Annotated in this window: 21 protein-coding genes; 3 read left to right on the top strand and 18 right to left on the bottom strand. The window is 65.4% G+C overall.

Annotated features, from left to right (window positions below; all coding sequences use genetic code 11):
* Positions 1-5 precede the first annotated feature (5 nt).
* The 7 genes from RT614_RS12425 to RT614_RS12395 form a co-directional block, all read right to left on the bottom strand.
* Entirely contained in the window at positions 6-347 is a 342-nt protein-coding gene (locus tag RT614_RS12425; protein ID WP_313622481.1) for a cupredoxin domain-containing protein, read from the bottom strand.
* A gap of 14 nt (positions 348-361) precedes the next feature.
* Positions 362-898, bottom strand: coding sequence for an iron transporter (locus RT614_RS12420; RefSeq protein ID WP_313622397.1), 537 nt, complete (start codon positions 896-898; stop codon positions 362-364).
* Positions 899-1,116: 218 nt separating this feature from the next.
* Positions 1,117-1,683: a polyhydroxyalkanoate synthesis repressor PhaR gene (gene phaR / locus RT614_RS12415; RefSeq protein WP_313622396.1), complete on the bottom strand. Its 567-nt coding sequence runs from the start codon at positions 1,681-1,683 to the stop codon at positions 1,117-1,119.
* Between the two features lie 120 nt (positions 1,684-1,803).
* Positions 1,804-2,541, bottom strand: coding sequence for a 3-ketoacyl-ACP reductase (locus RT614_RS12410; RefSeq protein WP_180099096.1), 738 nt, complete (start codon positions 2,539-2,541; stop codon positions 1,804-1,806).
* 84 nt (positions 2,542-2,625) lie between these two features.
* The gene (gene phaC / locus RT614_RS12405; protein WP_313622395.1) at positions 2,626-4,260 is read right to left on the bottom strand and encodes a class I poly(R)-hydroxyalkanoic acid synthase; all 1,635 of its coding nucleotides are present in this window, start codon (positions 4,258-4,260) and stop codon (positions 2,626-2,628) included.
* Between the two features lie 115 nt (positions 4,261-4,375).
* Positions 4,376-5,140 (bottom strand): peptidoglycan editing factor PgeF, encoded by a 765-nt coding sequence (pgeF, locus tag RT614_RS12400; RefSeq protein ID WP_313622394.1) that lies wholly within the window; start codon positions 5,138-5,140, stop codon positions 4,376-4,378.
* Positions 5,128-6,168, bottom strand: coding sequence for an RluA family pseudouridine synthase (locus RT614_RS12395; protein ID WP_313622393.1), 1,041 nt, complete (start codon positions 6,166-6,168; stop codon positions 5,128-5,130). The genes pgeF and RT614_RS12395 overlap by 13 nt, the downstream gene beginning before the upstream one ends.
* Positions 6,169-6,305: 137 nt before the next feature.
* On the opposite strand from RT614_RS12395, the gene RT614_RS12390 reads away from it, so the two are divergent.
* Positions 6,306-7,064: an outer membrane protein assembly factor BamD gene (locus tag RT614_RS12390; RefSeq protein ID WP_313622480.1), complete on the top strand. Its 759-nt coding sequence runs from the start codon at positions 6,306-6,308 to the stop codon at positions 7,062-7,064.
* Between the two features lie 65 nt (positions 7,065-7,129).
* Here the strand turns inward: RT614_RS12390 and RT614_RS12385 are convergent, their stop codons facing one another.
* Positions 7,130-9,220: an ATP-dependent DNA helicase gene (locus RT614_RS12385; protein ID WP_313622392.1), complete on the bottom strand. Its 2,091-nt coding sequence runs from the start codon at positions 9,218-9,220 to the stop codon at positions 7,130-7,132.
* Between the two features lie 238 nt (positions 9,221-9,458).
* Here RT614_RS12385 and tex point away from each other — a divergent pair, with 238 nt between their 5' ends.
* On the top strand, positions 9,459-11,834 hold the full coding sequence (gene tex / locus RT614_RS12380) for an RNA-binding transcriptional accessory protein Tex (protein WP_313622391.1): 2,376 nt from the start codon (positions 9,459-9,461) through the stop codon (positions 11,832-11,834).
* 303 nt (positions 11,835-12,137) lie between these two features.
* Positions 12,138-12,644: a hypothetical protein gene (locus RT614_RS12375; RefSeq protein ID WP_313622390.1), complete on the top strand. Its 507-nt coding sequence runs from the start codon at positions 12,138-12,140 to the stop codon at positions 12,642-12,644.
* Positions 12,645-12,759: 115 nt separating this feature from the next.
* On the opposite strand, the gene RT614_RS12370 is transcribed toward RT614_RS12375, so the two are convergent.
* The 10 genes from RT614_RS12370 to odhB all read right to left on the bottom strand — a co-directional run bounded on the left by RT614_RS12370 (position 12,760) and on the right by odhB (position 25,007).
* Positions 12,760-14,115 (bottom strand): tryptophan--tRNA ligase, encoded by a 1,356-nt coding sequence (locus tag RT614_RS12370; RefSeq protein WP_313622389.1) that lies wholly within the window; start codon positions 14,113-14,115, stop codon positions 12,760-12,762.
* A gap of 99 nt (positions 14,116-14,214) precedes the next feature.
* Positions 14,215-14,538, bottom strand: a complete 324-nt coding sequence (locus RT614_RS12365; RefSeq protein ID WP_313622388.1) for a DUF3325 domain-containing protein — start codon at positions 14,536-14,538, stop codon at positions 14,215-14,217.
* Complete coding sequence (locus RT614_RS12360; RefSeq protein WP_313622387.1) at positions 14,535-16,232, bottom strand: PepSY-associated TM helix domain-containing protein; 1,698 nt, start codon at positions 16,230-16,232, stop codon at positions 14,535-14,537. The genes RT614_RS12365 and RT614_RS12360 overlap by 4 nt, the downstream gene beginning before the upstream one ends.
* Positions 16,229-16,510, bottom strand: coding sequence for a DUF3649 domain-containing protein (locus RT614_RS12355; RefSeq protein WP_313622479.1), 282 nt, complete (start codon positions 16,508-16,510; stop codon positions 16,229-16,231). The genes RT614_RS12360 and RT614_RS12355 overlap by 4 nt, the downstream gene beginning before the upstream one ends.
* Positions 16,511-16,770: 260 nt before the next feature.
* On the bottom strand, positions 16,771-19,284 hold the full coding sequence (locus tag RT614_RS12350) for a TonB-dependent siderophore receptor (RefSeq protein ID WP_313622386.1): 2,514 nt from the start codon (positions 19,282-19,284) through the stop codon (positions 16,771-16,773).
* A gap of 82 nt (positions 19,285-19,366) precedes the next feature.
* Positions 19,367-20,386 carry a FecR domain-containing protein gene (locus tag RT614_RS12345; RefSeq protein ID WP_409558452.1) on the bottom strand — a complete coding sequence of 340 codons (1,020 nt, stop codon included), beginning with the start codon at positions 20,384-20,386 and terminating at the stop codon, positions 19,367-19,369.
* A complete protein-coding gene (locus tag RT614_RS12340) occupies positions 20,379-20,912 on the bottom strand; it encodes a sigma-70 family RNA polymerase sigma factor (RefSeq protein ID WP_313622384.1) in 534 nt (177 codons plus the stop codon). The genes RT614_RS12345 and RT614_RS12340 overlap by 8 nt, the downstream gene beginning before the upstream one ends.
* A gap of 112 nt (positions 20,913-21,024) precedes the next feature.
* Complete coding sequence (zapE, locus tag RT614_RS12335; protein ID WP_313622383.1) at positions 21,025-22,116, bottom strand: cell division protein ZapE; 1,092 nt, start codon at positions 22,114-22,116, stop codon at positions 21,025-21,027.
* 92 nt (positions 22,117-22,208) lie between these two features.
* On the bottom strand, positions 22,209-23,636 hold the full coding sequence (gene lpdA / locus RT614_RS12330) for a dihydrolipoyl dehydrogenase (protein ID WP_313622382.1): 1,428 nt from the start codon (positions 23,634-23,636) through the stop codon (positions 22,209-22,211).
* 132 nt (positions 23,637-23,768) lie between these two features.
* On the bottom strand, positions 23,769-25,007 hold the full coding sequence (odhB, locus tag RT614_RS12325) for a 2-oxoglutarate dehydrogenase complex dihydrolipoyllysine-residue succinyltransferase (protein ID WP_175122879.1): 1,239 nt from the start codon (positions 25,005-25,007) through the stop codon (positions 23,769-23,771).
* Positions 25,008-25,078 lie beyond the last annotated feature (71 nt).

The raw sequence follows: 25,078 nt of genomic DNA, 5'->3' as shown, positions 1-25,078 counted from the left end.
CCGTTCTATTCCTTGGGCTTGACGACCAAGGTGCCTTTCACGCTTTGGTGAAAGTCGTCAAAAAAGGGATACTCGCCCGGACGCGAAATGGTGATCACCACGAAGGATTTCACCCCCGGGCCCAGGACTTTTTCCTTGCGCAGCGGAATGCTTTCGAATTCCACCGGCTCATTGCTTTCGTTGATCAGTTCGATCTTGAAACGGCCCGCCGGGACTTCCAGCGTGGCGGGCTCGAACGTGCCGTCCGGCTTGAATCTCAAGGTGAACGTGGGCAATTCGTCCGCCTGCGCGGGCGCCATGCCGGCCACCCCGGCCAGGCCGATCAGCATTGCGGCAAGAACGCGCAGCAGGCGGGGCACGATCAGTAACCGCCCTTCTTGCCGGTGCCGGCGTAGACGAATTCGTATTCCAGGTCGAACGGTTCAAACCAGTCGCCCACGCCGGTTTCCTTGTCGACGTGACGGCCGAAATGGCTCATCTTGTTCGCGGTCGGCGGCAGGATCGTGTACTTCAGCTTGTACTTGCCCGGGCCTTCGAGCTTGACGTTTTCGCCATAGTGCGGACCATCGTTGGCCACCATGGGCATGAACGTGCCCTTCTGCACGTTCTGGCTGCCGACCTTCTGGATTTCGTAGTTCACGACCAGATAGGGCACCCACTCGCCTTCCGGAAAGCCCGTCTTGTTGCCGGCGGTGGCGTGGATGTCGGCCTCGAGGTGCACATCGGAGTCCTTGGCCGGACGCATCATTCCGGGCGGGTCCATTTCGATCGGCTGCAGGTAAACCGCGCCGATTTCCATGCCGCCCTTTTCTACCGGCTTGCCGATGGGGTATTCGGCCGCATTCGCGGCGGACACGCTCAAAGCGACAATGGCCAGCGCCAAGGCTTTCTTGATCATGTGCATAATCCTCGAGACAAATGAAAATAACGGCTCCAAAACACAAACAAGAACCGTTTTCATTAATTTACGGGATTTTGCTGACACATCCCTGAACTTCGCCGCCTAATAAGTGCCGGATCATTGCGTTCGGTCAAGCTGCAAAAAGGCCGCCGCGGCTTTCGCCACGGCGGCCCTATCACTTGACGCAGGCCAGCGGGGCCCGGCGTCAGCCGTTCTTATTTGCGTCCCGCGCCGGGGTTGCCGCCGGGCGTGAACGGGAAAGTCGAGAACATCGCGCGGGTCTGGTCCTGCATCTGGTCCTGCATCTGCACGAACAGGTTTTTGCTCTGGTCGATGTAGTTGTTCATCATGTTCTGCAGCATGGGCGTCTGCACGTTCATGAATTGCGTCCAGGCTTCAGGCCCGAACTGGCTTCCATACAGGCCCTTCGACTGCTCAGCCATGCGCTGCTGGATCTCCATGAACGCCTGGATGTTCTTTTCCAGGTAGGACCCCATGATGCCTTGCATGGCGTGGCCGTAGAAACGGATGATCTGCGACAGCATGTTCGACGAGAACATGGGCATGCCGCCGCTTTCCTCTTCCAGGATGATCTGCAAAAGGATGCTGCGCGTCAGGTCTTCGCTGCTCTTGGCGTCGACGACCTGGAACTCCTCGTTGGCCAGGACCAGTTGCTTGACATCTGCCAGGGTGATGTAGGTGCTGGTCCGGGTGTCGTATAAGCGACGGTTGGGGTACTTTTTAATCAGGCGCAGGCTGGCGCCGGTTTGTGCTTGCGTCATGGTTGTCCCCGGATCGGGCGATCTCTTAGGCTTCGAATAAGGTGAAGTGTAATACCGGCCGGCCTTTTGCCCGAGGCCAGCCGGAGCCGGTGGCGCCGCCTTGCGGCGGCCCACGTTGCGTCAGCCCATGTGCAGGCCGCCGTTGAGCGAGAAGTCCGCTCCGGTCGAAAAGCCGGATTCGTCGGACGCCAGCCATGACGTCATGGAGGCGATTTCCTCGGGTGTGCCCAGGCGGCGCACCGGAATCGTCGCGACGATCTTTTCAAGCACGTCCGGGCGGATGGCTCGGACCATGTCGGTGCCGATATAGCCCGGCGAAATCGTGTTGACCGTCACGCCCTTGCTTGCCACTTCCTGCGCCAGGGCCATGGTGAATCCATGGATGCCGGCCTTTGCCGTGGAGTAGTTGGTCTGGCCGAACTGCCCCTTCTGGCCATTGACCGAACTGATGTTGATGATTCGTCCCCACTGGCGCTCGACCATGCCGTCGATGACCTGCTTGGTCACATTGAACAAGCTGTTCAAGTTGGTATCGATGACCGCGCGCCAGTCGTCGGCGCTCATTTTCCGGAACAAGCCATCGCGGGTGATGCCCGCGTTGTTGACCAGCACGTCCACCGGACCAAGATCGGCGGTGACCTTTTCGAAAGCGGCCACCGTGGAATCCCAGTCGGACACGTTGCCGACGGACGCATAGAACGTAAAGCCTTGCGCGGCCTGCTCATCCAGCCATTGCTGATAGTTGCGGCTGGGGCCGCAGCCTGCCACCACGCGAAAGCCATCCTTGGCCAAGCGCTGGCAAATAGAGGTGCCAATCCCGCCCATCCCGCCTGTTACGTAAGCCAGTTTTCCGCTCATTGGACTTCCTCCTGTGTGCGACGGACGCCTCGTTGATTAATAGCCTTCTTTGTAGCCCGGTGATCGACCGCAAGCCGCGCGGTGTCAGGCAGCCCGGACCTTTACATACCTGCCAGGAGCCGGCTCGATCGGCCGGTACTTGGCATTGCCTGTCTTTTCCTTCGCCTTGACCTGCTTGCCCGCATGGCCGGCCAGCCAGTCCGTCCAGTCCGGCCACCAGCTGCCGGGATGCTCGACGGCCTGCTCGAACCATGCCTTGGGATCGCCAGGCAGGGGCTGGTTCGTCTGTTCCAGCGCGTCGGCCACCCAGTAGCTGCGACGCTTCTTGGCGGGCGGATTCACCACGCCCGCGATGTGGCCGGACGCGCCCAGCACGAAGCGCTGGGGTCCGCGCAGGATCTGCGTGGATGCATAGGCCGACACCCAGGGCACGATATGGTCTTCGCGCGATCCGAAGATATACGCGGGCATGTTCAGCCGCGTCAGGTCGAGCGGGAGGCCGGCTGCCTGCGCGCGGCCCGGCACCTTCAGATTGTTCTCCAGGTAGGTATTGCGGAAATACCAGGAGAAGAAGGGGCCCGGCAGATTCGTGCTGTCGCCGTTCCAGAACAGCAGGTCGAAGGCCGGCGGCTTCTGCCCCTTCAGATAGTTGCCGACCACGTAATTCCAGACGAGCTCGTTGGGCCGCAGGAAGGAGAACGTGGTGGCCAGATCGCGACCCGGCATGAGGCCGCCCTTGCCCAGTTGATGGTCGCGCAGCAACGCGTGGGCCTCGTCGACGAACACATCCAGGATGCCGGTGTCGTGGAAATCCAGCAGCGAGGTCAGCAAGGTAAGCGAGGCCACGGGGTGTTCGCCGCGCGCCTCGGCCAGCGCAAGCGCCGACGCAAGCATGGTGCCGCCCACGCAGAAGCCTAACGCGTTGACCTGCGGCTGCTTGCTGATGTCGCTGGCCACGCGCAGCGCCTGCAGCACGGCATCGTCCAGATAGTCGGACCAGGTGGCGCGGTCGACGCCGTCCGTATCCGAATCCACCGGATTGCGCCACGAAATCAGGAACACCGTCTGGCCCTGCGCGACCGCATTGCGCACGAAGGAATTTTCGGGCTGCAGATCCAGGATGTAGAACTTGTTGATGTTCGGCGGCACGATGACCAGCGGCCGCTCGAACACGGTGGCGGTCGAGGGCGCATACTGGATCAGCTGGAACAGCGTGTTTTCGTAGACCACGTCGCCCGGCGTGGTGGCGACGTTGCGGCCGATTTCGAAATGGGACTCGTCGGTCTGCGTGATGCGCCCTTTGCGGACGTCGCCCAGCAGGTTCGCCATGCCTTCGGTCAGTGCGCGGCCCGCGCTTTCCACGATGGACTGCTGGGCGTCGGGATTCAGCGCCAGGAAGTTCGCCGGAGACAGCGCGTCGATCCACTGCATGATCGAGAATCGCAGGCGGTCGCGCATCGGTTCGCTGACCTGCGCCGCATCGACCATGCGCGACATGGCGCGCGCCGACAGCAGATAGGTGTGAGCCAGCAGCAGGTGGGAAGCATTGGCCGCCCAGGCCTCGCCCGAGAAGCGGCGATCGGACGGCGGCGCCAGCGCGCCGCGCCGGGCATCGTCGCAAAGGCGTTGCCATTCGCGAGAAAATTCTGCCTGGATGTCAGCCAGGACTTCCGGTGCCACGCTCACCGGAATGGGACCTGCGGAGAGATTGGCATTCACTTCGACACCTTGTTATCGAAACTTCGCGATTGATGTTGCATTCCGTGTCCAGGACTGTCAATGCGGGTATACAAGGAGGGGCCGCACCGGGCCCGGGCTCAGCGTTTGAGCGGCGTCAAACCGGGTCCAACCAGGCCAGCAGCGCCATGCGTCCAGTCTCGCCGTCGCGCCGGTACGAAAAATACCGGTCCGACTCGCTCACCGTGCATATCCCGCTAAGGGACACTTCTTGTACCCCGGCGCGCCTCAGCCGAAAATCCGCCAATCCGGCGAGGTCGGCCAGCCACTTGCCCGCGATGCCCGGCCGTGGCGCGAAATAGCGCGCGGTGGCCGGGTCGTCGGTCGTGAACGCATCCAGCACGTCCTGCCCCACTTCGAAATGCCGCGGCCCGATGCCCGGCCCGACCCAGGCGCGCCAGGACGTGGCCTGCGGCGCCTTGGCGCGCATGGCGGCCAGCGTATGTTCCAGCACCCCGCCCGACAGGCCGCGCCAACCGGCGTGCGCGGCTCCCAGCACGTTGCCGCTGGCGTCGGCAATCACGACGGGCAGGCAGTCGGCCACCATGATGGCGAGTACGCGTCCAGGCTGCGCCGTGACGCTGGCGTCCACCGCAGGTTCCGGCGGCACGTCGGGACGGTCGGCGTCCACGACCTCGCTGCCATGAACCTGGCGCAGCCACAAGGGTTCGGACGGGACCGCCGCGCGCACGCGGCGACGGTTCTCGGCCACGGCGTCGGGATTGTCGTTGGCGCGCAGGCCGAGGTTCAGGGTGTCGTGCGGAGCCACTCCCACCCCGCCCGCGCGGGTGGTGCAGAAATAGCCGACGCCCGGCCATTCGGGGCCGGTGACGACGGGCAGGCCCGCGATCAAGCGCTCCATGCGATGCTCTCCTGGACTTGCGCCATGTCGGCGGGCACCGCCGCGGCGAACTGGACTTCTCCGCCGCCGCCCGGATCGTCGAAATGCAGCGCGCGGGCATGCAGCATCTGGCGCTGCGCGCCAGCGATATTCTTGCCGCCGTAGATCGTGTCGGCCAGCAGCGGATGGCCAAGGCTGGCCATGTGCACGCGGATCTGGTGGGTCCGGCCGGTTTCCAGGCGGCACACCACTTCGGTGACGCGGCCGCCGGGATCCACCATGCCGCGGCGGGCCGGGGCGTAATTGGTGATGGCCGGCTTGGGCGCCACCGGCCGCTCGACGCTCATGCGCACCGGCACGCGCGGATCCCGGCCGATGGCGCGGTCCACTTTGCCGGAGGCGGCAAGCCAGCCATGCGCCAGCGCGACATATTCGCGACCCATGCTGCGCGCCTGCAACTGGCGCACCAGGTGGGTCTGCGCGATCTCGTTGCGGGCCACCACCATCAGCCCGGAAGTGTCCTTGTCCAGCCGATGCACGATGCCGGCTCGGGCCACCTGGGCCAGTTCGGGATAGCGGTACAGCAGGCCATTGAGCAGCGTGCCGCTCCAGTTGCCGGCGCCCGGATGCGTGACCAGCCCCGCGGGCTTGTTGACCACGATCCAGTCGGGGCTTTCGGCCACGACGGCGAATTCGACGGGTTCCGGCGTGAACGCCTGGGTTTCGGGCGCGGGCTGGGCCCAGACCGTCAGTTCGTCTCCCGGCCCGACCGTCTGCCGGACCTTGCCCGGCTGGCCGTTGACCAGCACGTTGCCGGATTCGATCCAGCCCTGCAGGCGGTTGCGGGAGTGATCGGGCAGCAGTCCGGCCAGCACCTTGTCGAGCCGGTCAGCCCGGGTGGCGGACGGCACTGTTACAACTTGAGGTTCACCGCGGGGGGATTCGTCGAGCGTTTCGTCGTCGGCGCCCAGATCGGCGGCATTTTGGTCGACGGAACCCTGGAGTTTGCCGTCGGAAACAAGATCTGCGCGGGCGGCTGTATCAGACATGGAGACAAATCATATAATCAGCCTGCCATGCTAACACCAAGGATACGATTCTCGTGATTCACCACCCTGCAGCTCCCTCGAACCCCGCATCCCGCAGCGGGTCGGTTTTGCGCGTGGTCATCGCGCTATTTGCCGCCATGGTCATCGCCGGTTGCAGCGGCACCGACGGCAAGTATGACAAGACCACCAACTGGAGCGCAGAGCAACTCTACGCGGACGCGAAGGCCGAAATGTCCTCGGGCGGCTGGAAAGAAGCCCGCGAGCGCCTGACCGCCATCGAAAGCCGCTATCCCTTCGGCGTCTATGCCCAGCAGGCGCTGCTTGAACTGGCGTACGTCAACTGGAAAGACGGTGAAAACGAACAGGCGCTGGCCGCCATCGACCGCTTCCAGCAGCTCTACCCCAACCACCCCGGCACCGACTACGCGCTGTACCTGAAGGGCCTGATCAACTTCACGCCGGCCAGCGCGTTCATGACCAACATCACCGGCCAGGATCCGTCCGAGCGCGACCCCAAGGGCCTGCGCGCGTCCTATGACGCCTTCAACGAACTGATCAAGCGCTACCCCGAAAGCAAGTACAGCGTCGACGCCGAAAAGCGCGTGGCGTGGCTGGTCAACACCATCGCCATGAACGAAGTCCACGTCGCCCGCTACTACTACGAGCGCGGCGCATATGTCGCGGCGGCAAACCGCGCGCAGACCGTCATCACCGATTTCGAAGGCGCCCCCGCCACCGAAGAGGCGCTGTACCTGATGGTCGAGTCGTACGACAAACTGCACATGACCGAACTCAAGAACGACGCGCAGCGAGTCTACGAAAAGAACTACCCGAACAGCGAATTCCGCACCAAGGGCCTGAAGGCCGACAAGAGCTGGTGGAATCCGTTCAACTGATTCCGCCCGCATGGGAATAAAAATAGCCCTTCGCTTGAAGGGCTATTTTTTTGCCCGGGGCGGGCTTATTCGTCGTCGGGGCCGCGCTTGCGCCGGTAGAACGCCAGCACTTCTTCCAGTTCGCGTGTGCGCGCAAAGGGCGGCAAGCCGCGCCACAGGCGCTTGCCGTAGGGCTTTTCAACCAGGCGCGCATCGCCAACCATCAGCACACCCCAATCCGACTCCGTGCGGATCAAGCGGCCGGCGCCCTGCTTGAGCGAAATGGCGGCCTCGGGAAGCTGGTATTCCGCGAACGGATTGCCGCCCTGGGCGCGACAGGCCCGCAGCCGGGCCTCGATGACGGGATCGTCGGGCGGCGCGAACGGCAGCTTGTCGATCGCCACAAGAGTCAGGACATCGCCCGGCAGGTCGATGCCTTCCCAGAAGCTTGCGCTGCCCACCAGTATGGGGTGCTTGAGCTTGCAGAAGCGATCCAGCAGGTCGCGGCGCGTGCCCTCTCCCTGTTTCAGCAGCGGCCAGTCATGCCCCGCGTCGTCGAAGGCGTCGGCCAGCAGGTTGGCGACCTTGTCCACCGCGCGCAGCGTGGTGCAAAGCACCAGGGTGCCGCCTGGACTGGCTTCCAGCAACGGCATCAAGGTCTGGACGAAACGGTCCAGGAACTGCGGCGACTGGGGCTCCGGCATGCCGCGCGGCACGAACAGCAGCGCCTGTTCGGGGTAGTCAAAAGGCGATTCCCATTTGCCCGTGCGGGCGCGGTCCAGGCCAAGCTGGCTGGTGAAGTGCGTGAACTCGCCGTTGATGGACAGCGTGGCCGACGTCATGATCCAGGCCTGGCCCGGCTTGCGGAATTTGGAGAAGGCCTGCGCCACCGATAGCGGCGCCGAGTGCAGGCGCACGTGGTGCAGGCCGTGTTCGACCCAGCGCACCGCGGGCCCCGTCCATTGTTCGGCCAATGCGGCGCCTTCCAGAATGGCGGCAGGCGTGGACGGCCCGTCGCCCAGCGCGCTTTGCGTGGGCGCCTGGTCGTCGCGGCCCCAGCCTTCGTCGTCCATTGCGCCGCCGGCTCGTCCCGGCGTCGCCCAGCGCTTGAGCTTGACCGAAATCTCGGCGCCCGAACGCGCGGCCGCGAGCAGGTCGGGATGCTTCTCGGCCACCGCGCCAAGCGCCTTGGTGGCGCTGTCCACGGCTTCGCGCAACGCCAGGAACGCTTCGTCGAATTCCTCGGGGTTGGGGATGGCTTCGAACGTGGCCTTGCGGCCCGGCATCTTGTCCAGCGGCGCACAGGCCAGGCGCAATTCACGCGCGGCGGTTTCCAGGTGCCGGCTGACGTCGCTCCATTTGGCGGCTTCACGCGCGTAGGCCAGCCCGGCGACTTCCAGCGCGCGGCCGAAGTCCATCAGTTGATGCGTGGACACGCTGCTGCCAAGAAAGCGCGTGGCGGTGTCGGGCAGTTGATGCGCTTCGTCGAAGATGACGGTGTCGGCTTCGGGCAGCAGGTCGGTGACGCCCTCTTCGCGCAGCATCAGGTCGGCCATGAAAAGCGCGTGGTTGACGACGACCACGTCGGCCTCCTGGGCCTGGCGGCGCGCCTTGACCACGAAGCAGTCGCGGATGCGCGGGCATTCCTGGCCCAGGCAGTTTTCACGGGTGGACGTCACGCGCTGCCAGATGTCGGCGTCTTCGGGCACCTGCGCGAGGTCGCCGCGGTCGCCGGTCTTGGAGATGCCCGCGAACACCTGGATCTGGCGAAGCTGCTGGATCTCGGAGCGCGACTTCAGCGCGCGCTCGTCGCCCTGCAGGCGTTCCAGGTGGTAGTGGCAGACATAGTTGCCACGGCCCTTGAGCAGCGCCGCGGTCACGGGCGCAGCCAGCGCCGCGCGGACCCGCGGCAGATCACGGGTGAAGAGTTGGTCCTGCAAGGTGCGCGTGCCGGTGGAAATCAGCACCTTGCCGCCTTGGATGAAGGCAGGTACAAGATAGGCCCAGGTCTTGCCGATGCCGGTGCCGGCTTCGGCCACCAGCGTGGCGCGGTCCTGGATGGCCTGGCCAATGGCCTGCGACAGTTCTACCTGTGAAGGGCGCGGCTTGTAGCCGGGCAAGGCCGTGGCCAAAGGCCCGTCCTCGTCGAAGAATTCGGAAATGTCCAGGTCCAGCATTACAGCAGCCTAGTGTCGGTCGGGATGGGGTGAACCGGTGCCGGGACATGCGGTTCGGGCGCCAGACACTGATTTGGGAAAGGACCCAAATGATACCCGTTGCCGCCGCGCTTGCCCGCTTGCGCGTTGCCGCAAGTGCTCCTACAGAGGGACAGATCGATCCCCTCCGGGCACGTTCTGTAACAGCGGCTTATGGCACAATCCGCCCCTTGTTTTTCCTTTTTGCCGTCGTATAGAGATGTCTGAAACTTCCGCTATCACGTACGTCGCCGCCGGCGTCGACAACGCCCGCATCGTCGCGCAGATCGCCACCGAGCTTGGCGCGCGCGCTACCCAAATCGCTTCGGCGGTGGAACTGCTGGATGACGGCGCCACCGTGCCCTTCATCGCCCGTTATCGCAAGGAAGCCACCGGAGGCCTGGACGATACGGTGCTGCGCAACCTGGAAGTCCGACTGGGCTACCTGCGCGAACTCGAAGAGCGCCGCGGCGCCATTCTTGAGTCCATTTCGCAGCAGGGCAAACTCACGTCCGAACTGCAGCAGGAAATCGGCTCGGCCGACACCAAGCAGCGACTGGAGGATTTGTACGCGCCGTACAAGCCCAAGCGCCGCACGCGCGCCCAGATCGCCCGCGAGGCCGGCCTCGAGCCCCTTGCCGACGGCATCCTGGCCGATCCGGCCTGCGACCCCGCCGCGCTGGCCGCGCAGTACCTGAATCCCGAGGCCTCCATCAACGACGCCAAGGCGGCGCTGGACGGCGCGCGCGACATCCTGGCCGAACGCTACGCGGAAAACGCGGATCTGCTGGCCGACATGCGCGAGCACCTGTGGTCCACCGGCCTGATCTACTCGAAGATGATCGACGGCAAGGAAGCCGAGGGCGCCAATTTCCGCGACTGGTTCGACTTCAACGAACCGCTGCGCACCCTGCCCTCGCACCGCATCCTGGCGCTGCTGCGCGGCCGCCAGCAAGGCGTGCTTGAACTGCGCCTGGGCCTGGAAGCCGAACTCGAAGCACAGACGCCGCATCCCTGCGTCGCGCGCATCGCGAATTTCCTGAAGCTGGGCAACGGCCTGTTCGCGCTGGACGCAACGCCGCGCGCCCGCTGGCTGGGCGAAGTGTGCCGCTGGACCTGGCGCGTGAAGCTGTTGACGGCATTCGAAAGCGAATTGGTCGGCCGCCTGCGCGAAAGCGGCGAAGCCGAGGCGATCCGCGTGTTCGCCGCCAACCTGAAAGACCTGCTGCTGGCCGCCCCCGCGGGCCCCAAGGCCGTGCTGGGCCTGGACCCCGGCATCCGCACCGGCTGCAAGGTCGCCGTGATCGACCAGACCGGCAAGGTGGTCGACACCACCACCGTGTACCCGTTCGAACCGCGTCGCGACCGCGAGGGCACGATCAACACGCTGGCCGCGCTGGTGGCGCGCCACAAGGTGGACCTGATCGCCATCGGCAACGGCACGGCTTCGCGTGAAAGCGAAAAGCTCGTGGGCGACATGATGGAACGCTTCCCGGACCTGAAGGTCACCCGCGTGGTGGTGTCCGAAGCCGGCGCATCGGTGTATTCGGCATCGGAAACCGCCGCCCTGGAATTCCCCGACCTGGACGTGACCCTGCGCGGCGCCGTGTCCATCGCGCGCCGCCTGCAGGATCCGCTGGCCGAACTGGTCAAGATCGACCCCAAGGCCATCGGCGTCGGTCAGTACCAGCACGACGTCAACCAGCGTGAGCTGGCGCGGTCGCTGGACGCGGTGGTCGAAGACTGCGTGAACGCCGTGGGCGTTGACGTCAACACGGCCTCGGCGGCCCTGCTTGCCCGCGTGTCGGGCTTGAATTCCCTGCTGGCCAAGAACATCGTGGCGTGGCGCGACGAGAACGGCGCGTTCCCCACGCGCGAGATCCTGCGCAAAGTGCCCCGCTTCGGCGACAAGGCGTTCGAACAGGCCGCCGGCTTCCTGCGCATTCCGCAAGGCGACAATCCGCTGGACGCTTCGTCCGTGCACCCGGAAGCCTATCCGGTGGTCGAACGCATCGTGGCCAAGATCAAAGCCGAAGTGAAGCAGATCATCGGCCAGCGTGACGCCCTGAAGGGCGTGTCGCCGTCCGACTTCACCGATGAGCGCTTCGGCCTGCCCACCGTGAGGGACATCTTCGCCGAACTGGAAAAGCCCGGCCGCGATCCGCGTCCCGAATTCAAGACGGCCCAGTTCAAGGAAGGCGTCGAAACGCTGAACGACCTGTATCCGGGCATGGTGCTGGAAGGCGTCGTCACCAACGTGGCCAACTTCGGCGCGTTCGTCGATATCGGCGTGCACCAGGACGGCCTGGTCCACATCTCGGCGCTGGCCGAGAAGTTCGTGAAAGACCCCCGCGACGTGGTGCGCGTGGGCCAGACGGTCAGCGTGAAGGTGCTGGAAGTGGACGTCGCGCGCAAGCGCGTGGCCCTCACCATGCGCCTGAACGACACCGCCTCGCCCGCACGTCGCAGCGGCGACGCGCCCAAGGGGGGCGACCGCCCGCGCCGCCAGGGTGACGGTGGCCGCAGCGCGGGCGCCAGCGGCGCAGGCGGCATGAACAGCGCCATGGCGGATGCGTTCGCCAAGCTCAAGCGCTGATCGCTGCGCTTCGGCACCAAGATCCCGGCTCATCGCCGGGATTTTTTTTGCCCCCGCCTCACCGCCCCTGCCCCTAGGACTTACCCGTAGCAAGCCGGCTTTCGTTGCGTTGTCTCAATTCGAAATAACAAAAATAAGAGAAAATATCGAATTGTGTCTAAATAATAAAAAGCCACACCGCGGGGTGATCGCCCCGACGACACAAGACCCACGATCAGGCGAGCAGCGGCGCGAAACGTCTATCGGGAAGCAGCACAAGAAAAACAGCGCCCCCCCCCTGATAGACCCGGAGATCCATCCGCCATGCTCAGCATCATCACGCTTGCCGCCAACGAAACCGCGACCATCACCGAAAAAGAATTCGGCCCAAGCGGCGTCTACGGCGACGTCACATTGGGCCAGTATTCGCATTTGATCGTGGACGGCGCTGAACTGACGTTCAAGCATGTCACCCTGGAACGCCTGGGCAGCCGGGTCATCGAACTGCGCAACGGCGCGCAGTTGCACGTGGGGGCGTTGGGCTTTGCCAGCATGGGCGCCAGCATCATCTACCGCATCGGCGCAGGCTGCGTGCTGACGTACGACGCCAGCCAGTGGGATCCAGAGGTCGTGGCCAACACCACGTTCGATTTCGCCAGCCAGGGCAGCGGCACGCTGAAGTACTTTCCGTTCATCAACCCGGAATGGCTGGACTGTCCCAATGTCACCGGCTATTCCGACGGCGATCTGCTTGAAATCGCCGGGCAAGGCCATGTGCAGCGCTTCCAGGTGCGCGACGGGCGCATCGTGGCCAGCGCGCGGCTGAACTGATCGCCAGGCTGAGACGCAGCGCGCGGCCGGTTGCCGCGGCGTTTGGCGCCTGCCTGTGGCACAGGCAGGGCCCGACATCCTGCAGGCGGTGCTAGACGCGCCGCCTTCCCGCCGATTATTCCTGCGACAGCGACTGCAGGGCCTCGCGCGTGCGAGACAGCAGCGCGGCGGGTTCGCCTTGCGCACCGGCGGGCGCCGACGCAACGGCCACGCCGTCGATCAGCACCGCATAACCCTGCGCGCTGGGCTCCAGGAAAGCGTCCGAGCCTTCCGCCTGCAGGCGGCGCATCAGCGCGCCGGCTTCCTTGGGGTCGGCAAAACCTTGCGACAGCAGCAGCTCTTCGCCGTCCGCGGCCAGCAGGCGGAAGCGGAAGCTGCCGTCCTCGTCGCGGAAGCTCACGAAGCGCGCGCCCTTCGACTTTTCCTTTTTGCCCTTGGCGCCCTTGCCCGACGCGGCAGCCGCGCCCAGGGTGCGCAGGCCCACGGCCTCGCGCAATTCCTGCATGAACGGCACAGCCAGTTTGCGGGCCTTGGCGGCGCCGGCCTGCAGGATGTCTTCGATGCGGCCCGGATTGGCGATCAGGTCGATGTACTTTTCGCGCATCGGGGCCAGCAAGGTTTCCAGATGCAGGTAGAGCGCCTGCTTGGCATCGCCCCAGCCCATGCCTTCTTCGAGCTGCTTGCGGAACGCCGCCGACTCCGCCTGCGTCGCGAACGCGCGATACAGGGTGTACAGATGCGAGGACTCGGCGTCCTTGGGTTCGCCCGGCTCGCGCGAGTCGGTCACGATGCGCATCACGGAAGCGCGCAGCGCGCTGGCGCCGCCTTCGAACAGGGGAATGGTGTTGTTGTAGCTCTTGGACATCTTGCGGCCGTCCAGCCCGGGCAAGGTGGCGACCTCTTCTTCGATGACCACTTCAGGCAGCGTGAAATAGTCGCGCCCGTAAAGGTGGTTGAAGCGCTGGGCGATGTCGCGCGCCATTTCCAGGTGCTGGATCTGGTCGCGGCCCACGGGCACCTTGTTCGCGTTGAACATGACGATGTCCGCGGCCATCAGCACCGGATACGAGAACAGCCCCATGTTGATGCCGTCGTCCGGGTCCACGCCCTTGGCCACGTTCTGGTCCACCGAGGCCTTGTACGCATGCGCCCGGTTCATCAGGCCCTTGGCCGTGACGCAGGTCAGCAGCCAGCTCAGTTCGGGGATTTCCGGGATGTCCGATTGGCGGTAGAACGTCACGCGATCGTGGTCCAGGCCCACGGCCAGCCACGTCGCGGCGATTTCCAGGCGCGAGCGCGCGACCCGTGCGGGATCGTCGCACTTGATCAGCGCGTGGTAGTCCGCCAGAAAGAAGAATGCGTCCACGCCGGGTTGCGTACTGGCCTGGACCGCCGGACGAATTGCGCCCGCGTAGTTGCCAAGGTGGGGAGTTCCAGTGGTGGTGATGCCGGTAAGGACGCGGGTGTTCATGAGGCGAAATGGCGTTTGCGTGGGGAAGCCGCCAGTGTAACTTGCCGCGCTGCGGCTCATCCGGCGCCCGGCGATCGAATCACCCGGATGCGCGACGGCCTACAGCACCGCCAGCAACGGCGCGGCCAGCGCGCACAGCCCGCCGGCGGTCAAGGCCGCGCGCGGCCGGAACGTCAGGAACCAGATCAGCAAAAGGCCCGCGATGCTGAGGATGCCGATCCATTCGACCGTCCCGTAGCTCCAGCCCCAGACCGCCGCCGACGCCCACAGGGAAAGCGCAAGCGCGATCCAGCCAAACAGCCGCAGCGGCAAGCGGTGCCGGCGCGGCAGCGCGCGGTCGAACAGGTCTTCGTAGTGACGGTCCATGCCCAGGCACAGGGCGGAAAACCCCGCATAGGCCAGGCAGAAGGCGGCAAGCGTCATGGCATATCACCTCGCGGTTCAAGAACGGTCCGTTGGGTCGCGGCGGTAACCGCGGGCGTCTGGACGACGGGCGACGCGGCGGCGGCAACGGCGGCCTTCACGGCTTCATTGCGTTGGGGCCGGGCCTTTCCGGGCGTCTTGGCAGGCGCCTTGCTGGCCTTGGCGGCCTTGCGGGCCATCCATCCGAACAGCACGGCGCTGGCCAGGCAGGTCAGGTCGAAGCCGGCCATTACCCAGTCTCCCTCGGGCAGGGACACGCCCAGGTGTCGGTGCGTGGTAAGCGCATTGACGACGGGCACCAGGGCCAGCGCGGCGGCGGCGACGGCCAGCAGGTCCTGCCACTTGCGCCGCTGGAACAGGAAGGCGTAGACCAGGGACAGGCCCCACGCCGAGAAGAATGCGCGGACTTCCCACACCTGGCGTCCCGGCATTTCCGCCGGCAGCAGGCGGTTGGCCAGGAACACGGCCGCAACGCCGAACACCACGCCGGCGATGGTGCCCGCGTTCAAGCCGTCCACCAGGCGCAGCGAAAAGGCTTCGCGCGCATCGCCGGGGCGCGCCTTCTGGCGGCGCTTGGCGATCCACAGCACCAGGCCGGTGGCGACCATTCCCGTGCCGGCCAGGCTGACCAGGAAATAGAGCCAGCGCAGCAGCGGCTCGGCAAACAGCCCCAGGTGCAGGCCGGTGATGGCGCCGGCGGTGACGACCGTAGCGCTGCGCTCGTCCGAGCCTTCCTGCAGCGCGCCCGTCACGCCGTCGAAGCGCATATAGGGCGCCAGGCGGCCGTACGACACGCCATCAGCCTCATCGCGGGTCAGCGTGATGGTGGCGCCCGCGTCGCCCGGATTGTTGACCGTCACGCGCCCCACCCTGCCTTGCCAGTGCTGCTGGGCCTGCTCCACGAGCGGCGCGATGGCCACCAGCGGCGCAGGCTGGTTCAGCGGCGGCGTGACCTTGAAGGCTTTGAAGACGTCGTCCGTGTACTGCCGGGGCGTGTCATAGACGGCCTGGATGCCCGCCGGCATCAGCATCACCATGAACAGCACAAGACCGCTGAAGGTGATCATCAGGTGAAACGGCAGGCCCAGCACCGACAGGACATTGTGTCCGTCCATCCAGGCGCGCTGACCGCCCTTCTTCGGCCGGAAGGTGAAGAAGTCGGTGAATATCTTCTTGTGGGTGATGATGCCGCTGATGATCGCCACCAGCATGAACATGCCCGCAATGCTGGCCAGCCAGCGTCCCCATGGGAACGCGGTTTCCAGTTCGAAATGGAAGCGGTAGAAGAAGTCGCCGCCGCGCGTCTGGCGGCCCGTGACGGCCTGCCCGGTAGCCGGATCGAGCTTCACGCGCACGAAGCCGCGTTCGCCCGGCTTGGGCTTGGGGGTCTGGTACAGCAACTGGATCAGCGGTTCGCGATCCGACGGGGGCGTGATGAACCAGCGCTTGGCGTCCGCCGCGTTTTCATTCAGGTAGCGCTGCGCGGTTTCCACCGCCTGCACGGCGGGGCCCGGCTGCACCTGAATCTCGGGCTGCATCCAGCGCGTGATCTCCGGGCGGAAGAAAGCCAGGGATCCGGTCAGGAACATGGCGAACAGCACCCAGCCGAAAATCAGGCCGGCCCAGGTGTGCAACCACGACATCGATTGGCGCAGGCCCTCTTCGCCCTGGGCCTTGGGCTTGGCTGCTTTCATGCCGCCCCCATCATGCGACCCGCCAGGAACAGGCCGCCCAAAATCGCCGCAGGCCCCAGGATGCCCGCCCAGGCACGCCAGGCGTTGCGCGTGGCGAACACCCAGATGACGCCGCAGGCGTAGACCACGAAGGACAGCAACTGCGCGGTGGTGACGGCATCCGCTCGACCCAGCGGCAACCACACCGCCAGGCAGGCGGCAGCGGCAGAGGCCAGGGCATAGCCGCCCAGAATGGCGGCCGTCGCCCGGGAAAAGACGGCGATACGGTAGCGCATCATGCCTGCGCCGGCTGCGGGAGCTTTCACTTGTTCTTGCTGATGGTAGTTGCGGAAACGGTGCGTAAGCCGGTACGAGCCCAGGCGGTTCGCGCGGATTTCCTGCGAAGGGTATGAATTATAACCATTCTCGTTAACGTGAGAACGTCATCGAATGGGGCGTGACGGATGGGAACTGGCGGACTGGAAAGTGGCGGACTGAAAGACTTTGCGCGGCGCCAAACGAAAAGGCGGCCCCGCCGGGGCCGCCTTTTTCCTTGCGATTACCAGCGATAGCGCAAGCTGGCCTTGATCGAGCGCTGATAGCCGAACCAGCACCAGGACTCGCCCGAGCATGAAGCGATGTATTCCTTGTCGAACAGGTTCTGAATGTTCAGGGCCACCTGCATGCCCTTGAGCGAGGGCGACGCGCGGCCCAGGTCATAGTCCAGCATCAGGTCCACCAGCGTGACCTTCGGCACCTTCAGTGTGTTGGCGTCGTTGGCATACGACGACCCGATGTAGCGTACGCCGCCACCGACTCCCAGGCCGGCCAGCGGCCCTTCCTTCAGCTGGTAGCGCGCCCACGCCGAGGCCTGTTGCGACGGCAGCGCAACCGGCGTCTTGCCCTTCAGGTCAAAGCCGGTCGTGTTCGGGTATGCCTTGGTGTACTCGTTGTTCATCAGGGAGTAGGCAGCGATCAGCGACAGCCCGCGCATCGGTTCGGTCTTGGCTTCCAGCTCGATACCCTGCGTGCGCACCTCGCCCGCCTGGATCGAGCAGCGTCCGCCGGACGTGCCGCACAGGTGCGTCGGATCGGGATCGGTGGTCGTCATGTTTTCGCGGCGGATGTCGAAGGCCGCGAACGTCAGCAACGTCGACGAGCCCGGCGGCTGGTACTTGATGCCCACTTCGTACTGCTTGCCCTCGATCGGCTTGAAGGGCGTGTTGTTCCAGCCCGTGCCCGACTGGGGCTCGAACGACTCCGAGTAGCTGAAATACGGCGCCACGCCGTTGTCGAAGTTATAGATGGCGCCAAACCGGCCGGAGAACGCTTCCGCGTTCAGGGACGACGGCGTCACGCGGCCCGTGGAGATCGCCTTGCTTTCGCCCACGTTGCGCGACCAGTCATAGCGCCCGCCCAGCAGGAAGGACAGACGGTCGAACCGCATCTGGTCCTGGAAATACACGCCGGTCTGGTATTGCGTGGTGGTGGCATCGGTGGAAAACGCCGGAACGGGGATGTTCTGGTGATTGTCCGGGTTCTTCACGTACAAGGCCGGCGCGGACCCGAAGCCCGACAGCGTGTCGGTCTTGACGTGCTGGTAGTCAAAGCCCACCAGCACGTTGTGGCCGATCTTGCCCGTGTTGAAGCGGGCCTGCAGGTTGTTGTCGATGGTCAGCGCGCCCACTTCCACGTCCGTCGCGATCGATGCGCGCTGGTGGTACAGGTAGGTCCTGTCCGTGTAGCCGTAGTAGTTGGTCATCGCACCGTAGATGCTGCGGTACTTGGCGTCCGCATGCGTCCAGCGCAGGCTTTGCGACACCTTGAAGGTGTCGTTGAAGCGATGGTCCAGGATGTAGCCCAGCGAATAGCTCTTGCGGTCGCTCTTTTCGAAGTTGGCGTCGCCGTCGTAGTAGTCAGCGGGCAGGCGGAAGCCGTCCGGCGCGTTCAGCAGCGTGCGCATCGCGGGCGCGGCGCCATACGAACCCATGTCGGGATCGTGCTGGAAGTTCGTCAGCACCGTGAACGACGTGTCCGCATTGGGCTTCCACGCGAAGGCCGGCGAGACGAAATAACGGCGCTCCTTGGTGTCCTTCACCTGGCCGTCGGACATGTAGCCCGAACCAACCAGGCGGTACAGGTACTTGCCCTCTTCGTCGATGGGGCCGCCAAAGTCGAAGTTGGCCCGGCGGAAATCATAGTTGCCGACCTGCAGCTCGACTTCGCGCTGCGCTTCTTCCAGCGGCCGCTTGCTGACCTGATTGACCACACCGCCAGGACCGCCCTGCCCGTACATGACAGAGGCCGGGCCCTTGAGCACGTCCACGCGTTCCAGCCGGAAGGCATCCACCTGCGGCAGCGCGTCGCGGCCGCCGAACACGCGCAGGCCGTCCAGGTACGTGGATGCGGAAAAGCCGCGCACGTTGAACTGGTCCAGGCGCGTCGCCGTGGCGCCGCGCGATTCGGTGGCCACGCCGGCCGTGTAGCGCAGCACCTGGTTCAGCGTCTGCGCGCCCTGCTCGACGATCTGTTCACGCGTGACCACGGACACCGACTGCGGCGTCTCGATCAGCGGCGTGTCGGTCTTGGTGGCGCTGGCGCTGGCCGTGGCCACATAGCCCACGGTGGGCGCGTAAGCGCTTTCGGACATGCCCGAAACGGTCACGGGCGCGAGCACGTGCGTATCGCCCGACGACGCCGGCGCGGGCGCCAGCGTCCAGGTATTGCCGGATTGCGCGCGCGCCTGCAGGCCGCTGCCCGACAGGATGCGGGCAAAGCCTGCGCCCACGGTATACGCGCCGTCCAGCCCTTCCGAGCGTCGCCCGCGCACCAGCGCCGGGTCGAACGACAGCACCACGCCGGCGCTGCGCGCGAACTGCGTCAGCGCGTCGGCAAGGGGGCCTGCCGGAATCTGGTAGCTGCGCTGCGCGCTGGCGGCGGCCGGCGCGGACTGCGCCCAGGCTACCGGGACGACGGCGACGAGCGCGCCCGCGCAAGTGGCGGCCAGCACGGCCTTGCGGCCGGCGGTCAGCGGTGCACGCAGGCGCGTATGGATTGAAGCGGACACAAACATCTCCCTGTACGGTGGTCTCTATTCCTGCTTTCCGTACGGGGCGGCAAAACCTGCAATGCGTCGGCAAAGAATTTTGTAACTGTCAGATCTCGCGAGGTCCGACCTGCAGCCAGTATTGGGTATGGCGCGTGACGGTGATCGGCAAGGCGGGCTCCAGCGCCTTGAGCGCCCGCTCGGCATCGTCCAGTGGAAACACACCGGACAGCCGCAATGACGCGACCGCGGGATCGACGCGGATCACGCCCACCCGTTGGCGCGCCAGGTATTCGGCGAAATCGTCCAGACGCCATTCTTTGGCCACCACCATGCCGTCCACCCAGGCAAGGCGGTCAGGATCCGACGCCCCGCGGCGGGTCTCGGCATCGTCGGCATAGGCCAGACGCTCTCCTGCGTTCACGTGAGTCAGAACGCCGTGCCGCAGCAGCGCCACGCTGCCTTCGTAGACGCCGACGCGCGAGCCAAGGGCTGTGCGCCGCAGGTCGAAACGGGCGCGTTCGGCCCGCAGTTCTCCGTAGCCAGTGTCAACGCGCAATGCCTCGATGCCTGGACGCAGTTCGGCCGCCACCAGCATTTCGCCGCGCAGCAGGTCGATGTTGCGCGCATTGCCGCTCACGTTGACGCGCACGGCCGTATCGCTGTTCAGCGTGACGCGCAGCCCGTCGGCCAACGCCAGCGATCGCCTTTCTCCGACATCGGTACTGAAGTCGGCGACCAGCCGCTGCCACGGCGCATGGCGATAGCCCGCCCAGCCTGTGACCGCTACGCCAGCGATGGACAGCATGCCGCGCAATGCGGCGCGCCGGCCGCGCGATGCGGGGGCGTTCAGCGCGGTATGCGCCAGCGCCGATGGCACCCGGCGCGCGTCTTGGCCGATGGCCTGCAGACGATCCCACGCCAGGCGATGCGCCGGGTCCTCCGCCAGCCAGGCGCTACAGGATTCCTGGTCTCGCAAATCCGCCACCCCGGACTGCAGCTTGGCCCACCAGACAATCGCCTGGCGCACGACGGAGTCCGAGGGGCGATGGGCTGGCGGCAGTCGGTGCAGCGGCCGGCGATCTGGCGGCCGGCGGTCCGGCGGCATTCCGTTGGCGGTGTCAGGCATGAAGCGCCGCATAGCACGCGGACATCGCGCGCACCATGTATTGCTGCACCGAACTCAACGACACGTCCAGGCGTTCGGCGATCTCGGGATAGGTCAAACCGTCCAGTTGGGACAGCAGGAACGCGGACCGGGCTTTGGGCGGCAGTCCGTCCAACTGCCGGTCCAGCGCCATCAGCGCCTGCAACTGCTCGGCCTGCGCCTCGGGAGACGGCGCGTACGGTTCGGGCACCGATTCCAGGTAGGCGAGGTACGCGTGTTCCAGCGCGGCATGGCGCTGGTGGTCGATGACCAATCCCTTGGCGATCGTTGTGAGCAGCGCGCGCGCTTCGGTCGCGCGCACCTGCTTGCGACCCTGCATCACCCTGACGAAAACGTCCTGCGCCAGGTCTTCGGCGCGGTGCTCGCACCCCAGCTTGCGGCGCAGCCACCCGAACAGCCACGGGCGATGATCGCGATACAAGCCATCGACGGGCGCGATCTGGGCGTCTGCGCACGGCGCCGATGAGGAAAGCAAGGTGGAAGACACGGTTGAGACTGCGGTGCTTGACCAAAAGTCTCAAAATCTTAATTGATAATGACTTGCATTAACAATGACTAAGGCGGTCCGGCCCGAAAAAATCGGACCGGATGCAGCATAACTACAACGACGCCGCCAATCGGCGCTCGGATTCCAGGTATTCGCGCGACTGCATTTCCAGGATGCGCGAGACCGTGCGATGGAACTCGTTGGCCAGCGCCCCTTCGGTATAGATCTCCTCGGGCTCGCACTCGGCGGACATGATCAGCTTGACGCGATGGTCGTAGAACACGTCGATCAGCCAGGTGAACCGGCGCGCCTCCGACGCCTGCCGCGGACCCATCCTGGGCACGCCCGACAGGATCACCGCGTGAAAGCGGTTCGCCAGCTCGAGGTAGTCGTTCTGCGAACGGGGCCCGCCGCACAACGTGGCGAAGTCGAACCACACCACCGAGCCGCCCAGCGCCAGGGCGCGGATCTCGCGATGCTCGATATGCAGCAGGGGCTCCTGCGGAGGGGTGTCCGCCAAGCTGTTGAAGGCGGCTTGCAGCGCCTGCTGGGCATGTTCGTCCAGCGGCGTGTGATAGCACTGCACCTGCTCCAGCGAGCGCCGGCGGTAGTCCACGCCGGCGTCCACGTTCATGACGTCCATCCGCGCCTGGATCAGCGCGATGGCCGGCAGCACGCGGTCGCGATGCAGCCCGTCGGTGTACAGCGTCGACGGTTCGTAGTTGGACGTCATCACGAAGGACGTGCCGTATTCGAACAGCTTGAACAGTAGACGGTGCAGAATCATCGCGTCCGCCACATCGGACACGTGGAATTCGTCAAAGCAGATCAAGCGATAGCGCTTGGCCACGCGCCGCGCCACCTCGTCCAGCGGATCCTGCATGCCCTTCACTTCTTCGAGTTCGCGGTGCACGCCGCGCATGAACTCGTGGAAATGCAGGCGCGTCTTGCGCACGACGGGCACGGTGGCGTAGAAGGCGTCCATCAGGAAGCTCTTGCCGCGGCCCACGCCGCCCCACAGATAGACGCCGCGCGGCACGTCGGGGCGGTTAAGCAGCTTTTTCAGCGCATTCGAGCGCATCGACTTGAACTTGATCCATTCGTCGTAATAGCGCTGCAAGCGGTCGATCGCCGTCTTCTGCGCGTCGTCGGGCTTGTAGCCGCGTTCGGCCAAGGCGTGTTCGTAGTATTCGCTGACGTTCATGTGGGAAGCGGATCAGGCTGAATGGAATAAGGCGATAAAGAAAAGGGCGGGTCCTGGAACCCGCCCCCGGTCTTGCAAAAGTCAAGCGCGACTTAGAAGTTCAGCGCGCGCTTGTCCACGGCCAGAGCGGCTTCCTTCACGGCTTCCGACAGGGTCGGGTGCGCGTGGCAGATGCGGGCGATGTCTTCGGCGGCGCCGCGGAATTCCATGATGGTCACGGCTTCCGAGATCAGTTCCGAGGCCATCGGGCCCACGATGTGCACGCCCAGGACTTCGTCGGTCTTGGCATCGGCGATCACCTTGGCAAAGCCGGTGGTGTCGCCCAGCGCGCGGGCGCGGCCGTTGGCCAGGAACGGGAAGCTGCCGGCCTTGTACTCGCGGCCTTCGGCCTTGAGCTGCTGCTCGGTCTTGCCAACCCAGGCGATTTCCGGCGAGGTGTAGATGACCCACGGCACGGTGTCGAAGTTGACGTGGCCGTGCTGGCCGGCGATGCGCTCGGCAACCGCCACGCCCTCTTCTTCGGCCTTGTGCGCCAGCATCGGGCCGCGCACCACGTCGCCCACCGCCCAGACGTTCGGCAGGTTGGTCTTGCAGTCGCCGTCCACGGCGACGAAGCCGCGCTCGTCCAGCTTCAGGCCAACGGCGTCGGCATTCAGGCCGCCGGTGTAGGGAACGCGGCCGATCGAGACGATCAGCTTGTCCACCACCAGCTTCTGTTCGGCGCCCTTGGCGTCGACGTAAGGCACGGTCACCGACTTGGCGGTCGCCTTGATCTCGCCGATCTTGACGCCCATCTGGATGTTCAAGCCTTGCTTGGTGAAGGCCTTCAGGGCTTCCTTGGCCACTTGCGCGTCAGCAGCGGCCAGGAATTCCGGCATCGCTTCCAGGATCGTGACTTCGGAACCCAGGCGGCGCCACACGCTGCCCATTTCCAGGCCGATCACGCCGGCGCCGATGACGCCCAGCGTCTTGGGCACGGCGCCGATGTTCAGCGCGCCGTCGTTGGACAGCACGACCTTTTCGTCGAACGGCAGGCCGGGCAGTTCACGCGCCGACGAACCGGTGGCGACGACCACGTGCTTGGCGACGAGGTCTTCCTCGGCGGTGCCGGTGACCTTGATGGCCCAGCCGCCGTCGACCTGGCCGGCGAAGGCGCCCTTGCCATGGAAGAACGTGACCTTGTTCTTCTTGAACAGGTACAGGATGCCGTCGTTGTTCTGCTTGACCACCGTGTTCTTGCGGCCGATCAGCGTGTCGAGCTTCAGGCTCACGCCCTTGACTTCGATGCCGTGCTCGGCGAAGTGGTGGTTGGCTTGTTCGAAGTGTTCCGACGATTGCAGCAGCGCCTTGGACGGGATGCAGCCGACGTTGGTGCAGGTGCCGCCAGGAGCCGGGCCGCCTTGGCCATTCTGCCAGGCGTCGATGCAAGCCACCGACATGCCGAGTTGCGCGGCGCGGATGGCGGCGATGTAGCCGCCGGGGCCGGCGCCGATCACGACGACGTCAAATTGTTTGGACATAGTGTTCTCGCGAATGAGGATTGGGGTGGAGCACGCCCCGCCCAGCGGCTGGGGGCTGCGGACCGGCGGGGAGCCGGCCCGGGCGCCGCGGAACCCGGGGGTTGCGCGCGGCGCCGGCCAGGGGCGTCGAGATTACAGGTCCAGCAACAGGCGCTGCGGATCTTCCAGGGCGTCCTTCATGGCGACCAGGCCCAGCACGGCTTCGCGGCCGTCGATGATGCGGTGGTCGTAGGACAGGGCCAGGTAGTTCATCGGGCGGATGACGATCTGGCCGTTTTCGACGACGGCGCGATCCTTCGTGGCGTGCACGCCCAGGATGGCCGATTGCGGCGGGTTGATGATCGGGGTCGACAGCATCGAACCGAACACGCCGCCGTTGGAGATCGAGAACGTGCCGCCGGTCATTTCTTCAATGCCCAGCTTGCCGTCGGCAGCGCGGCGGCCGAAGTCGGCGATGGTCTTTTCGATGTCGGCGATGGACAGCTGGTCGGCGTTGCGCAGGATCGGCACAACCAGGCCGCGCGGGCTGCCGACAGCGATGCCGATGTCGAAGTAGCCGTGATAGATGATGTCCTTGCCGTCGATCGAAGCATTGATCAGCGGGTACTTCTTCAGGGCGGCGACAGCGGCCTTGACGAAGAACGACATGAAGCCCAGCTTGATGCCGTGTTCCTTTTCGAACTTGTCCTTGTACTTGGCGCGCAGATCGATGACCGCCTGCATGTTCACTTCGTTGAACGTGGTCAGGATCGCGTTTTCCTGTTGCGACTGCAGCAGGCGCTCGGCGATGCGGGCGCGCAGGCGGCTCATCGGCACGCGCTGTTCCGGACGGCCGTCCAGCGACAGCGTGGTCGGGGCGGGAGCAGCGGCAGCCTTGGCCGGGGCGGCCTTGGCGGGAGCGGCGCTGGCGGCCAGGGCATCGCCCTTGGTCACACGGCCGTCACGGCCCGAGCCAGCCACGGAAGCGGCGTCAACGCCCTTCTCGGCCAGGATCTTGGAAGCGGCGGGCGACGCGACGCCGGCAGCGGCGGTCGAGGCCGGTGCGGCAGCGGCGGGCGCGGGAGCAGCGGCGGCTTGCTCGGCAGCCTTGGGGGCTTCGGCGGGCGCGGTGGCGGCAGCGCCGGCCTTGGCGGCCGTGTCGATGCGGGCCAGCACTTCGCCGGAGGTCACGGTGCTGCCATCGCCCTTGACGATTTCAGCCAGCACGCCCGAGGCGGGGGCCGGCACTTCCAGCACGACCTTGTCGGTTTCGACTTCGATCAGGATTTCGTCGGCTTCGACGGCAGCGCCCGGCTGCTTCTTCCAGGTCAGCAGGGTCGCTTCGGAAACGGATTCGGAAAGTTGGGGAACGACGACGTCGGTAATAGCCATTTTATTTATTCCGTAAAGAGTGTGTTCTTGTCACGCGGCGCGGCAAGGTTCGAAACGGGGTTCCGGAACAC

Source organism: Achromobacter sp. (assembly GCF_032102605.1).
In the GTDB taxonomy this organism is placed as follows: domain Bacteria; phylum Pseudomonadota; class Gammaproteobacteria; order Burkholderiales; family Burkholderiaceae_B; genus Achromobacter.
The sequence above is the reverse complement of the archived record's forward strand: the minus strand, read 5'-3'. Positions and strand labels throughout refer to the sequence as shown.

Excerpts from the sequence above, each read along its gene's own strand:
- RT614_RS12390 (WP_313622480.1), top strand. The coding sequence starts at position 6,306 with ATGGTCATCGCCGGTTGCAGCGGCACCGACGGCAAGTATGACAAGACC.
- RT614_RS12395 (WP_313622393.1), bottom strand. The coding sequence starts at position 6,168 with ATGTCTGATACAGCCGCCCGCGCAGATCTTGTTTCCGACGGCAAACTC.
- RT614_RS12410 (WP_180099096.1), bottom strand. The coding sequence starts at position 2,541 with ATGAGCGGAAAACTGGCTTACGTAACAGGCGGGATGGGCGGGATTGGC.
- zapE (WP_313622383.1), bottom strand. The coding sequence starts at position 22,116 with ATGAACGTCAGCGAATACTACGAACACGCCTTGGCCGAACGCGGCTAC.
- pgeF (WP_313622394.1), bottom strand. The coding sequence starts at position 5,140 with ATGGAGCGCTTGATCGCGGGCCTGCCCGTCGTCACCGGCCCCGAATGG.
- RT614_RS12350 (WP_313622386.1), bottom strand. The coding sequence starts at position 19,284 with ATGTTTGTGTCCGCTTCAATCCATACGCGCCTGCGTGCACCGCTGACC.
- lpdA (WP_313622382.1), bottom strand. The coding sequence starts at position 23,636 with ATGTCCAAACAATTTGACGTCGTCGTGATCGGCGCCGGCCCCGGCGGC.
- RT614_RS12365 (WP_313622388.1), bottom strand. The coding sequence starts at position 14,538 with ATGACGCTTGCCGCCTTCTGCCTGGCCTATGCGGGGTTTTCCGCCCTG.
- RT614_RS12420 (WP_313622397.1), bottom strand. The coding sequence starts at position 898 with ATGATCAAGAAAGCCTTGGCGCTGGCCATTGTCGCTTTGAGCGTGTCC.
- phaR (WP_313622396.1), bottom strand. The coding sequence starts at position 1,683 with ATGACGCAAGCACAAACCGGCGCCAGCCTGCGCCTGATTAAAAAGTAC.
- tex (WP_313622391.1), top strand. The coding sequence starts at position 9,459 with ATGTCTGAAACTTCCGCTATCACGTACGTCGCCGCCGGCGTCGACAAC.
- RT614_RS12360 (WP_313622387.1), bottom strand. The coding sequence starts at position 16,232 with ATGAAAGCAGCCAAGCCCAAGGCCCAGGGCGAAGAGGGCCTGCGCCAA.
- odhB (WP_175122879.1), bottom strand. The coding sequence starts at position 25,007 with ATGGCTATTACCGACGTCGTCGTTCCCCAACTTTCCGAATCCGTTTCC.
- RT614_RS12370 (WP_313622389.1), bottom strand. The coding sequence starts at position 14,115 with ATGAACACCCGCGTCCTTACCGGCATCACCACCACTGGAACTCCCCAC.
- RT614_RS12345 (WP_409558452.1), bottom strand. The coding sequence starts at position 20,386 with ATGCCTGACACCGCCAACGGAATGCCGCCGGACCGCCGGCCGCCAGAT.
- RT614_RS12385 (WP_313622392.1), bottom strand. The coding sequence starts at position 9,220 with ATGCTGGACCTGGACATTTCCGAATTCTTCGACGAGGACGGGCCTTTG.
- RT614_RS12355 (WP_313622479.1), bottom strand. The coding sequence starts at position 16,510 with ATGATGCGCTACCGTATCGCCGTCTTTTCCCGGGCGACGGCCGCCATT.
- RT614_RS12375 (WP_313622390.1), top strand. The coding sequence starts at position 12,138 with ATGCTCAGCATCATCACGCTTGCCGCCAACGAAACCGCGACCATCACC.